Source organism: Brasilonema octagenarum UFV-OR1 (genome assembly GCF_963888615.1).
Classification (GTDB): Bacteria; Cyanobacteriota; Cyanobacteriia; order Cyanobacteriales; family Nostocaceae; genus Brasilonema; species Brasilonema sennae.
The window spans coordinates 48345-60809 of the sequence record NZ_CAWPKW010000139.1 but is presented as its reverse complement, the minus strand read 5'-3'; the positions used below and the strand labels follow the sequence as shown (position 1 = coordinate 60809).

General features: G+C 41.5%; 8 protein-coding genes and 1 pseudogene. 4 read left to right on the top strand and 5 right to left on the bottom strand.

Going from position 1 to position 12465, the window contains the following annotated elements:
• Positions 1-32: 32 nt before the first annotated feature.
• From AC5590_RS09430 to AC5590_RS09415, 4 genes and pseudogenes are all read right to left on the bottom strand, one after another.
• Positions 33-464, bottom strand: a pseudogene (locus AC5590_RS09430) (TonB-dependent siderophore receptor); the annotation flags it as partial.
• 104 nt (positions 465-568) lie between these two features.
• On the bottom strand, positions 569-1417 hold the full coding sequence (locus AC5590_RS09425) for an AMIN domain-containing protein (protein WP_348982687.1): 849 nt from the start codon (positions 1415-1417) through the stop codon (positions 569-571).
• 359 nt (positions 1418-1776) lie between these two features.
• Entirely contained in the window at positions 1777-2982 is a 1206-nt protein-coding gene (locus AC5590_RS09420; protein WP_169263707.1) for an AbrB family transcriptional regulator, read from the bottom strand.
• 87 nt (positions 2983-3069) lie between these two features.
• A complete protein-coding gene (locus tag AC5590_RS09415) occupies positions 3070-3921 on the bottom strand; it encodes a hypothetical protein (RefSeq protein ID WP_169263706.1) in 852 nt (283 codons plus the stop codon).
• Positions 3922-4782: 861 nt separating this feature from the next.
• Between AC5590_RS09415 and AC5590_RS09410 the strand changes: the two genes are divergently transcribed.
• Positions 4783-4944: a hypothetical protein gene (locus AC5590_RS09410; protein ID WP_169263705.1), complete on the top strand. Its 162-nt coding sequence runs from the start codon at positions 4783-4785 to the stop codon at positions 4942-4944.
• A gap of 192 nt (positions 4945-5136) precedes the next feature.
• Here the strand turns inward: AC5590_RS09410 and AC5590_RS09405 are convergent, their stop codons facing one another.
• Complete coding sequence (locus AC5590_RS09405) at positions 5137-5286, bottom strand: hypothetical protein (RefSeq protein ID WP_169263704.1); 150 nt, start codon at positions 5284-5286, stop codon at positions 5137-5139.
• A 263-nt stretch (positions 5287-5549) separates the two neighbouring features.
• On the opposite strand from AC5590_RS09405, the gene aspS reads away from it, so the two are divergent.
• From aspS to AC5590_RS09390, 3 genes are all read left to right on the top strand, one after another.
• The gene (gene aspS / locus AC5590_RS09400; protein ID WP_169263703.1) at positions 5550-7337 is read left to right on the top strand and encodes an aspartate--tRNA ligase; all 1788 of its coding nucleotides are present in this window, start codon (positions 5550-5552) and stop codon (positions 7335-7337) included.
• A gap of 2319 nt (positions 7338-9656) precedes the next feature.
• A complete protein-coding gene (locus tag AC5590_RS09395) occupies positions 9657-10106 on the top strand; it encodes a hypothetical protein (RefSeq protein WP_169263702.1) in 450 nt (149 codons plus the stop codon).
• Between the two features lie 62 nt (positions 10107-10168).
• Positions 10169-12367 (top strand): GumC family protein, encoded by a 2199-nt coding sequence (locus AC5590_RS09390; protein WP_211178314.1) that lies wholly within the window; start codon positions 10169-10171, stop codon positions 12365-12367.
• Positions 12368-12465: the final 98 nt, after the last annotated feature.

The following is a 12465-nucleotide window of genomic DNA, read 5'->3' as shown; positions in this document are numbered from 1 at the left end:
CTCCTGCTTTTGTAAGGAAACCTTGAGGAAAATCAAAACTGCCATGAAACGCTTCCTTGAACCGTGAATGGCGAACCAGGGAAAACACGTAAGTCGCTATCTGCACTTTCAAAGTAATCAATACCAAAGAGATTTTTAAAGTTGAGAGCCACTCGCAAGTCATTTTTCTTGTAAAAAATGGCAGCATCTGTTCTCAAGTAACTTGGTAAAGTAAAGGTGTTGTTTAGGTCACCTTGTCGCTCTCCAATATAGAAAAACCCTAAACCAAATCCCAATCCCTTGAGATTTCCTTTTAGTAGCTCATAGGTTGTCCACAAGCTGAAGCTATGTTCAGGGACATTATTCAACGTATTATCAACAAGAGTTGTTCTGGTGTCTTTGGTAACTTTTGCGTCTGTATAGGCATAAGAAGCAATGATATTCCAACCTGGTAAAATTTCACCAGCTATATCCAACTCAATACCTTACTTCCGATTCTCAGACCGTTTCTGTAAATACCACCACTACTAAAGCCTCTAATGGTAAAGTTTTGAAATGCATCACGAGGTCCTCCTGATATGACTACTCCTTAAACATTCCTCAAGGCGTCTTGTAGCTCAACAACTTTCTGATCCTCTAGCACCTGTTGAGGAATTACTTGAATAGATCGAGGGGTATTCAGGATGGGAGTGTCGGTTTTTGCAATGGAAGCATCAGGGATGAGATATCCGTCTTGCTGCCCTGTCACCACCAACTCAATCGGTTCATCACCCGATGCTGATGGTTGAGTTAGCTGTGTCTGGTTTTGCTGCTGCTGTGACCCCTCCGCCTGCCCCTCTGCGAGGTTCGGGGAGGAATTTGGGGTGGGGTTTTGCCCCTGCTGCGCCCTTTGTGCAGTACTCGCGACGCTAAAGATAAGACCCTCATTTGGACTATCAAACAACTCAACAATTGGTACACCCGCCTCACCTTTGACTGTCACCCGGATAGTCTTGGCGTCAAAGTTAGTTACTGTTATCTCGGTAACACCCCCAATTGGTTTTTCGGAGCGGAATATGAATCTCTCTCCCGACGGTAGGCGCAGTTGAGCATTGGGAATTTCAGCAATGAAGGTATTGCCAGTGCTGCGATTGACTAGTTGCAACGCCTGCCCTTTAGTTGTCTGTAAGATGATCTCCACACCTTTATCGGTGGGATTTGCCTTAACTTCTGTAACTTGGACGACTTCAGCAGAAGGTGCTGTTTGTGGTGCTGGCGACTGCCCCAGTAACATTTGGGCGCTGGTGCTGGGACGCTCTATCTCACTCAGTTGGCGAATCTTCTTAGTTGTTCCCTGTCGCTTTGTTTTGGATAACAACTGTGATGATTTCTCAACACCTGTACCAGAGCTATGCATCTGTTCTGCCTCTTCACACAAACTTTTTTCAGCAACAAGCACCGAAACAAAACTCGTTAACAGAACAAAAGCTGATAGTTTGACTAAACCGAGGCGCGGCTATGCCGCGCCTCGGACTTTTGTAGCATCCTTGGAGAGTGGTAGTTGCATTTTTCCTAGCCCTCACACCGATTGGCTGTGCAATAGATGAGTTTAATAAACTAATCTTTGTTGAGATAGATTATCACTTTTTCACTTCCCATACACAAGCCCCACCCATAAGAATTGTTATCAAAGCTTTATATTTCGCCTTCTCAGATAGATTGATAAGCTCAATTTATCGTTTGTCTCAAGTAGTTAGCTTTTGTTCATTTCCTGAATTGAGTCTGAAAAGCTACAGTTTATCGCCAAAAACACCGCTTTCACAAAACTTTTCGCTCTACTGAAGTTGATTCCAAAGATTGACTCTCAAGACGGCGAAACAGAAATACCCACAATGGTAGAGAACTGTTAATAGCAATTAATCGCACCAAATGACCAGCTGTGACAATTTCGACATTATGATCTAATGCCAGGGCAACTAAAATCATTTCTGCCGAACCTCCCGGTGCTGTAACCAGCAAACAGGTTAGCCAGTCCCAAGAAGTTAATTCCATAGCAAGGATGGAAGCCAGTCCCCCTGCAACCAGCGTCATTCCAACAGACATTAAAGCGCAGACTATAGTCCTTTTTGTGAAAGCGGGTTTGTCACCCCAATACTCACCAATGGTTATTCCCAAAAGCATTTGCCCCACTATATTGACTAGAGGCGGTAAAGTAAAGTTTACATCACCCACGAAAGGCAGCCATTCACACAAAGGATTAAACGCTATCCCAGCGACTATTGCACCAAAAAACTCGCCAGCCGGAATTTTGCTTAAGATAGCAAGATATACTCCTAATCCACCAAATAACAGCGCTAGTAAAAGTAATCCTAATTGGGATGGTTCGAGACTGAACAAGACACTTTTGACGGGGAGTGCTTGCGGATAAATTTGCTGACCAGATGATACTCTAGCAATGATGGGAATCAAAAAAACTACAGTTGTAACGCGAATTGCTTGTACGAGTGCGACAAGGGTAACATTTTTGCCGTAGTCTGCAGCGATCGCCGACATCGGCCCCACACCACCCGGTACTGTAGCCAGCATCGCTGTTAAAATATTTGTTTTGCTGATGTGGGAGTAAATGTAGCCAATTACGGTACCACACAGCAACAAAAAGAACGTGATCAAAGCGAAAATAGGAAGACAAGAAGCAACATCAGCTAAATGAGCGTTACCTACACAAAAGCCAACATTTAGTCCGACAAGCGCCATTCCCGTCTTTCTAGCTGTCCGATTAGGTTTGAGGGTACACCCACCCCAAACCCGATAAGTCTGAAGCACAACTGCACCAGAGACTATACCACCAAATATCCAGGCAATTCCTCCAATGTGAAATCTTGCCAAAATCAAACCTATGGGTAATGCCAAAAGCATTTCCCACCCCAAGACAATTAACGACTTTACAAGAATTTGCTTGGACTTTAGAGCTTGCTGTTGAGTAGTAACCTGTTGAGGAGGCGCTACACTTAAAATCTGATTCATCAACTTGCTTTTTGGAAATTTTAAAATTAATTTACCAAAAAGCGCCCAAAGCCCCATCCTTCTTTTAGAAGGGGCAAATAAAAAAGTTTATACTAGGATCTTGAGTAAATAATCAATCAAGTACTTAAAGTACGCCCTCAACTGTTGAGCTGCTTCCGTTGACACTTGTGCTGATTGTTCCCAAGACTTTATATATTTATTTTGAATCAACTTGAACCCATTCACATATACCTCAACTGCCGGCTGTTCATGAGTGATGATTCCTTTGTGAAGTAAACGAGGTTGAATCCCGTTTTCCAAGCAGCTTCCAAGCAGTTTCAAATATTTACTAAGGTTCTGACGAAAGACTTGTGTTTGGGCATCTTGGGAACCCAATAACTCATCCGCCACTTGTTGTGTTATTTCTTCTCGATGAGCTAAAAGCCACAATCCTGCTTCTAAAGAAGCAGCTGATTGTTCTTCTACAAGTGGAAGTGACGCAGTGAACTCTATAAGATGTTCTGAAAATTCTTCAATTTTGTGATGTTTGACTTGAGTAAGTGCTTCGCTGATACTTTCTTGTGAACGTTTCTTCTCCTCTTGCTCGCGTATCAAATCTTCCACAATCGGTTTTATATTTTGAGTTATCAAATCAGTCTGCTCTTTCAGCACGTCCAGCACTTGTTGAGGCAAATCGTACTCTAATAACTTGTCTATTCGATTTGTTGTATTGTCTTGGAGAAAGTTGAACTGGCGTTGTAGTTGCTGAATCAGCGATCCCAAACGTTGTTCGGTATTAGGTAGATCTTGAGATAAACGTCGTTCTAGATAATCGACTCGTTTTTGCAGAGATTTGACGGATGCTCTTTCTAACCAAGGGGTGATGATAAATCTTGCTAAATCGTGCAAGCTCTTAGCGGGTCTTTCGAGTATTCCTAATCTGTTGGTATTTTGCGCCATAAGATTTATTAAAAAGTGGTGATGCCTTAATCCGTAGATTCCCTGTGTTGCTTTTCCCTATTTATGGGTTATTGTCTAGAGGAGTTCAATTATTGAATAAAAATTCAGCCAGTCAAAATTCACAATTGAGTCAGAGTCATTTTTTAGTGGCGGATTGGAACCAGCAGTAATTTAGAATTACCCCTACAGGTTCACCTAATGCCAGAGCCAGTTTAGGGGTAAGCAAAACCTTACCGCATAGGATTTGTTAACTAAATCTTTGATTTGATGGCAACTGAGGAGTTGCAACGATGTTAGCCTTTTTGATGCAACTCATTACAACGCAACAGCGGATACCGTATATTGCGTAAAGCTGTTATGTGGGTGTCTATAACGGAGTAAACTCCCTAAAAGCGCATTGCTTGATAAGTTGTGGGTATGTTCGCGTAAGTTTAGGTAAGTCGTTTTACCCATTTTTCATAAAGTCAAGAGTTTTTGAACTGGTAATCTTCTAGTTAGCAACACATAGCTTCTGACTCCTTTGCAATAGCATGACATTTTTGAAATTTTACTGTCTTATCCGACTCCAGTTATGGTCGTATGCAAAAAAATTATTAATTTCTCACTTTCAGTAAATCTACTGATTGACCTGGGCAATAACTTTTGTCGTAACCAAAAAAAAAGAGCGTAGTTTTGACTACGAACACCAAATAGAGTAATAGTACCACAATACCGCTTCAAAACTCTGCCTTTTGCGTAATTTTCTGGATACAGCTTTGTATGTAAAAGTTTATGGTGAGTGATCATGATAAACAAATTCGTTGTCAACACCAAGACTCTTCAAGGTATCCAAAACGTTGTACTTGATAAAAGCAGACGAAAATGACGCTATCGCCAATGGTAAAGCTTCCTGCTGGAGCATCGCCAAAAGCGGCGCAGTCTATCAGCATCGCTCTCGGGCGTCCTACTGCTCAAAGTCGCTCACCGCAGCCCAATCAGAGATTAGGGGAAGCCTATTCTTTGAGAAAAAACTTAGCAGTTTAGGGACGTTCGCCGGATTTGGATAAGTTTTTGGAACCTGTGATCAGGATGTCAGCTAAGTTGTCATCAAAATAACTTAACGACCAGTCGCTCTCGGCAGCAATAAGAGGATGAACTTTAAGTATAAACCAAGAAGAGGACTGAAAAACTTGAGTGAGAAAACCGTACTAAATTTAGAGCGCAATTTCTAAGCGATCAAGCTGTGTTGAGGTCGATACAATCAAAGTGCGGGTTAAGTAATGCTGTTGCTGGCAATGAATCTATAACTTCAGCATTACCTAGTTCCGAGAGAAAACTCCCGCCATAGTCAAAGATTATGGCGGTGAGGACGTCTTTCCAGAACATCTAAATTTTCATTTTGAGCATAACAAGTCGCCTCTAAGGGCAATCATCGCTTCCAAGACGCGGCTAAACTCCTCGCCTTCAACGTTAATTTAAAAAAAAATAAATCCTAAAACGCTCTTCGAGATGCATCAATTGCTGCGCCTTTACATCTTTAGTGTTTATGCATGAGATTTATTGAACTGGAATGACTAATGATGCTAGATAATGAAAAAGCTTTAACATGGACTTGAATTCTCTAGCTCGGTTATTAAGAACAAAGACTTATGCGAACTTACTATTGCGGCGAACTCCGAAAAGAACACATTGGAGAAACTGTTACCTTGTACGGATGGGTAGACCGTCGCCGCGATCATGGAGGTGTAATATTTATAGATTTACGCGATAGCACTAGTATTGTGCAAGTTGTCAGCGATCCCCAGCGTACCCCTAATTCCTATGATCTGGCAAATAGCCTACGAAATGAATACGTTGTTGAAATCACAGGTAGAGTGACGCAACGTCCTGAAGAATCCTTAAACCCCCGCATACCTACAGGCGAAATAGAAATCTACGCCGATACAATTAAACTTCTCAACTCAGTCGCTAAACAGTTACCATTTCAAGTTTCCACTGCAGACGCCGATCCTGTGCGGGAAGAGTTGCGGCTCAAGTATCGTTATTTAGATTTGCGGCGCGATCGCATGGCAAACAATTTGCAACTGCGCCATCAAGTTGTCAAAGCGATGCGTCGTTACCTAGAAGACGTGGAAGGTTTCCTAGAAGTCGAAACCCCCATCCTCACCCGTTCCACTCCCGAAGGTGCGCGGGATTATCTCGTACCCAGTCGCGTTAACCCTAGTGAATGGTTTGCTTTACCGCAATCACCCCAGCTGTTCAAACAATTGCTGATGGTATCCGGCTTAGATCGATACTATCAAATTGCGCGTTGCTTCCGCGATGAAGACTTACGCGCCGACAGACAACCGGAATTTACCCAGTTGGACATGGAAATGAGCTTCATGTCCCAAGAAGAGATTATCGAATTAAACGAGAAGTTAGTTTGTCATATTTTCAAGACAGTTAAAGGCATTGAATTACAACGTCCTTTCCCGCGTCTAGTCTACCCCGAGGCAATGGAACGTTATGGTAGTGATAAACCAGATACACGTTATGATTTAGAACTCGTCGATGTCTCGGATGTTGTCAAAGACTGTGGCTTCAAAGTCTTTCGCGAAGCTGTTACCAATGGAGGAATTGTCAAAATTCTTCCTATTCCCAACGGGAACGATTCAATTTCTAACGTCCGTATCAAACCAGGCGGTGATTTATTCAAGGAAGCAACTGATGCAGGTGCTAAAGGTTTAGCTTACATCCGAGTCAGGGATGATGGAGAAATCGACACTATTGGTGCAATTAAAGACAACCTCACCCCAGAGCAAAAACAGGAAATCTTACGCCGGACAGATGCAAAACCCGGTCATTTACTGCTTTTCGCGGCTGCTGACACTGCTACCGTTAATAAAACATTAGATCGGTTACGCCAAGTTATCGCTAGAGAATTTGGGTTAATAGATCCAGAAAAAATTAACTTGCTCTGGATTACAGACTTTCCCATGTTTGAATGGAACGCACAGGAAAATCGCCTAGAAGCACTGCATCACCCATTTACTGCACCTCATCCTGATGATTTGAGTGACTTAAAAAGTGCAAGAGCACAAGCTTATGACTTGGTGTTCAACGGTTTTGAAGTAGGCGGTGGAAGTCTGCGGATTTATCAGCGCGAAATTCAGGAGCAGGTGTTTGAGGCGATTGGGCTTTCCCCAGAGGAAGCAGATAATAAGTTTGGCTTTCTGTTGGAAGCGTTTGAATATGGTACCCCGCCTCACGGTGGGATCGCCTATGGTTTAGATCGCTTGGTGATGTTGCTAGCCAAAGAAGAATCAATTCGCGACGTCATAGCTTTTCCAAAGACGCAACAAGCACGTTGTTTGCTCACAGATGCACCTTCGTTGGTAGATACGAAGCAGTTAAAAGAGTTGCATGTTGCCTCGACTTATAAGCCTAAGTCTTAGTACGACGAAAGCTGCCAAAGATGAACTATATTTTTTGACGGTTCTGAGTTGAACAGAACACAACTATTGATATTCCTCGTCCTGCACTCTACGTTGAGGACGGGGAATATTTGGTTTTCTTTCGTCGGGTGACGCATTGGGACAAAAAAATAAGCGAGTCGCTTATTTTTCCAGTTATTCCCCCGGTGAGCAGTTCCTACCTTGCGGGAGGGCGTTCCTCAGATATTGCACCATACTTTTCGTCCGCCAAGAAATAAATTTCTTGGCTCAAAGTCTAAGTCGGTTAAAACTGAGATCTTGCACCATTCTCAATAATCAGGAGGCTCTGCCTCCTTATCAACAACCGCCTAGGGTTTAAACCCGCCTGCTCATAGTAAAAGTCGTCTCAAGACGACTGCATAAGCTTTTGAGTCTACTAAAGTAGACTTGAACTGTAAGCCTCTTAATTGATTCCCAGGCGGATGAGGTTGCGTTCTTGATAATGGTGCAAGATCTCAGTTTTAACGGACTGTTGTTAGTTTTCCAATCCGTTTTAACGGACGCGTGTTTGTGAGCCCAGAACTTGAGTTCTGGCCGTACTCAGCCGGAGGTGCAAGATCTGAGGTTCCGCCTACAAGAACAGGTTTCGGCTTCCTTCTGGAAACTGTTCAGGAGTATCTCAAATGTCCATCACATAGCTTTTATGGATAATACCTCCCTACGCTTTGTGGTCTAATGATTTCAGGACTTAGGCAGTTCTCAAAAGCGTTCGACACTTTTGAGCTAGACACTAAACATGGCGATCAGCAATGTTTGCTCCGCGCATGAGCATCGCCCTCTGTTGGAGATGTTCAATTAAATCGCGTTGCAGAGCAATCCGTACTTTTATGGATAAATAGTTTGACCAGTTGGGGTTGAAACCATGTCGAGGGGGTGTTTTTCTAATTCCTTGACTATCTCACTCTCCCCTTGCTCTTGTGATCGTTATAATTTAGGATGTCAATAACACTATAATTGAGATCTAATTCAACCAGTATCTTCACCGTGTTTTTGATGTTTTTGATAGATGTAATTTTTAATACATATTCACTTTAAAAATCAAAATTTCATAAAATTATTCGTCCGACGCATTTTTGAGGTTTCTGTTTTTTTAATACTCAGTAATAACCCATTCAGTGAATGTACATATTTGGGATTCTCCTTATTTCTACTGTTTAAATTAATGTTTTTTTTAAACGAAAGTTCAAGAACTTAGAAAAATCAGAAATATATTTTCGTCATATTTTTATATAGCTGCGTATAATTTCCTGCTAGTATACAGAAAGTTAGTCAAACAATTAAACTTTATATCATGACTAGGGAATATTTAACAGTCATAATGATGAATTTTTCAACAGTTCTATCAATGGTTTAAATATTAGACCTGACTAACCTAGTTGCAAAGCAATATGTAGTACGATACAATTACTTGCAACAATTACTACTTAATTAAAACCTGAACATTTCTGGCAACCTGTTTGGTAAAGTTTTTCTCCATTGACTCAGGCTTACGATAGTAACAATTTGTACAACATCTAGAATTTTTGAGAGAATTTAAAACAAAGTTATGCTTACAAAAAAATGACAACAGAGATCTGTTATACTTTAAAAGACGTTGATTACACGTAAAATATCACTGGTTATCAACTATATTCAGCTCATGCATTATTTAGGACTTAGTTTATGTAGAGTTTAATAAAAATCGTAGCAATCTCTATAGACTATCTGGCATCGAATTACTGGATATATCGTTGTAGTAAAATATCTGATGAATTATGTGCGGAGTTGGACTTTGATGGCCTTTTTGATCTCAGTTCCTCCAACGTAGCCTTTATCACAAGGCCGAATCAGAGAAATAGTGTAACTAAAATCAAAAGCGTTCAACCTCACAAGTTATCCAGTGAAGTCAATGTTTTTATGTTACATAGAAGACTTTGCTTATTACCTCATTAACAGGTTATTTTCTTGGCAATCGAGTGTTTTTTCAATTTCATATAAGTGAGTCACAAATGACTATTTATGAGAAATGATAAAAATTTTCTATTAGACATCTCCATAAATAAAACATTATCCTTGACATGTGAGGGTTTGAGATTAGTTTTCGGAGATGTCTATTGCTCTAATGAAAATATCCGAAGAAAATCACTACTGATTTTTAAACTGTTTGTAGGTAACTATTTATTTGACTTTAATGATACGGGCGATTTTGAAGTAGTAAATGTTAAGTAAAACGGTCTTCTTGAGCGTATTTTATTTAACATATTTTTTGATGAGGTGTATTTACTGAAACTGGAGGTCAAATTGCATAGAAGGTGTGAGCGAAATCGAAACCGTTCAAAAAGACGAGCTATCTACTGTCCAATTCATGGGTGCTATCTTGAAAGCGTCAGTCAAAAGTATCCTCTGCTTGCAGATCGTGCAGGGCAACTACAGCAACGGGGATTTAGCCGACAGAATGCTTTGATTTTGATTGCAGCCAAGACTGCGGTTTCCTTGGAAGGTGAGTGGTTGGAGGCATTTTGGTGTGATCAGTGCCAACAAACCAAATGGTATCACGTTAAAAAGCGTGTTAACAAAACTCAAAATAAGGAAATTTGTATCTATGAGGTATCGATAGTATCTCCAGAACTTTGGCAACAAGCGATAGGGGTCATTCATCCAGAGGGAAATCCTTCCGTAGGCGAGTTTACTCGCAGACATACAAAGATGCTTAGCTATAACGCAAGTAAAGATTTCCACTTTGGAGATTGAGTGCGTCAGACAGTAACAATCATAAAATGCAATAGGAAACAATAGGAAAATCAATGTCTGCTATGGAGCCTGTACCAAACTCTGAAGAAATAGATTTTCAAAAATACTGGCTGATCCTGCAAAGACGCTGGCTTCCTACAGTAGGAGTTTGTGGAGTTGTTGTGATCATTGCATCCTTACTTGCATTTTCATCAAAACCCACGTACAAGGCAGAAGGAAGCCTGTTGATTAAGACAAACCGTACCTCCTCTCTAACAGGTTTGGGGGAAGCTATTGGACGGCTTGAGGCTTTAACTACTGAAAGCAATCCGTCTGAGACTCAAGCAAAGATAGTGGCATCTGTTCCAGTTATTCAGGAAACCATTGCAGAACTTAATCTTAGAGATGAGAAAGGTAAACGCATCACAATTGAAGAATTAACCAATTCACTAAAAATCAGCAGTCTCAAAGGAACTGAAATCCTGCAGGTTTCCTATACTGACAAAGACCCAAAACTGGCTGCTAGAGTTGTCAATAAGGTCATGCAGGCTTACATCAAAAATAACATAGAAGCGAATCGGCAAGAGGCAGTCTCCGCCCGCAAGTTTATTCAAAAACAACTACCAACAACAGAGGTATCTGTAAAAGAAGCTGAATCAGGGCTGCGCAAATTTAAAGAGAACAATCAAATCATCACTCTCCAAGAAGAAGCCACTGCTGCAGTTGAGGCGATCGCCAAGTTAGATGATCAAATTTCTCAAGCCCAGGCTCAACTAGAAGATGTCACTGCTAAGTCAGAAAAATTACAGGCTCAAGCAAAAATTGATTCGCAGCAAACCGTGATCAATTCCTCATTGACTCAGGCATCTGGGATTCAGCAAGTGCTGACTCAACTCCAGGAAGCACAAAGCCAACTTGCGGTTGAGCGTACTCGTTTGAAGCCAGAACACCCTATTATTGTCAACTTGCAAGAAAAAGTTGCGGCTCTCAACAGCGTGCTACAACAGCGGATGAAGCAGGTCACTGGTAGCAATCAGCAAATTTCCCTGGGGAATTTACAGAATGGCTCTCTGCGAGAAAAGCTACTGGAAGATTATGCTGGCATGGAAGCACAACGCGTTGGTTTCGTCAAACAAATCGCTACATTGTCAAACCAACGAACTCTCTACAAAGAGCGAGCAAATATCTTGCCCAGGCTAGAACAGACTCAGCGGGAACTTGAGCGCAAACTGAAAGCGGCTCAAACGACTTACGAAACACTCTTAACAAGACTGCAAGAGGTTCAAGTAGCAGAAAATCAAAATATTGGAAATGCTCGTGTCATCTCCCCTGCCTTGGTACCTGATAAATCTACTGGAAGTGGAAAAATCCTGATTATAGGGGCTGGAGCAGTTTTAGGTGTCTTGTTTGGTGCCATTGCTGCCTTTGCTTTAGATACAATTGACCCATCACTTAAGACAGTTAAACAAGCCAAGGAATTGTTCAAATACACCTTACTCGGGGTCATACCTTTAACAGGTAAAAATCAGAAGAAGAGTTTTAAAAGGTCAAAGGTGGATCAACCAATTCCCAGAGTGATTGGCAGAGACATTCCGCACTTCCCTGTTGGTGACGCGTACCAAATGCTACAAGCTAACTTGAAGTTTCTAAGTTCGGATAGAGAACCAAGAGTCATTGTGGTGACGAGTTCCGTTTCTGGTGAGGGTAGATCTGAGGTGGCAGCGAATTTAGCGATGGCGATGACTCAAGTGGGACATCGGGTTTTGCTGGTCGATGCCGATATGCGTCATCCAGTCCAGCATCATATTTGGAATTTGACGAATGCTGTAGGTCTAAGTCATGTCATAGTTAATCCGGATACCCTTGATCTAGCTTTACAGGAAGTGATGCCTAACCTACACGTTATTCCTGCTGGAGTTGTACCTCCAAATCCAGTAGCATTATTAGACTCTAAGTGTATGGCTGCACTTGTTAGCTCGTTTGCAGAAGAATATGATTTTGTCATCTTTGATACCGCTCCTTTAGGCGGAGTCGCAGATGCTGCAGTGTTAGGCAATCTAGTTGACGGTATACTATGGGTTGTTCGTCCAGGAGTCGTTGATTTTCCGAGTGCCAATGCGGCTAGAGACTTTTTGAAACAGTCAGGACACAATGTGTTGGGTATGGTAATTAATGGTGTGAATGTCAAGGGTGAGCCTGACAGCTATTTTTACTATACGAAAGAAGCAGTTGAGTCGAGTCGTAGTGTATCTCAAAATTCTGTAGTTGTAAGACGGACTTGATCAAGAACTATTGGTAGAGGTAATTTTTTGCAAAACCGTCTACCAATTACTATTGAGGTAATTACTTAGATAATCACAAAATAATCTCATAATTTATG

Coding starts and splice junctions, on each gene's coding strand:
- AC5590_RS09420 (WP_169263707.1), bottom strand. CDS start 2,982: ATGAATCAGATTTTAAGTGTAGCGCCTCCTCAACAGGTTACTACTCAA.
- AC5590_RS09415 (WP_169263706.1), bottom strand. CDS start 3,921: ATGGCGCAAAATACCAACAGATTAGGAATACTCGAAAGACCCGCTAAG.
- AC5590_RS09410 (WP_169263705.1), top strand. CDS start 4,783: ATGACGCTATCGCCAATGGTAAAGCTTCCTGCTGGAGCATCGCCAAAA.
- AC5590_RS09405 (WP_169263704.1), bottom strand. CDS start 5,286: ATGTTCTGGAAAGACGTCCTCACCGCCATAATCTTTGACTATGGCGGG.
- aspS (WP_169263703.1), top strand. CDS start 5,550: ATGCGAACTTACTATTGCGGCGAACTCCGAAAAGAACACATTGGAGAA.
- AC5590_RS09390 (WP_211178314.1), top strand. CDS start 10,169: ATGGAGCCTGTACCAAACTCTGAAGAAATAGATTTTCAAAAATACTGG.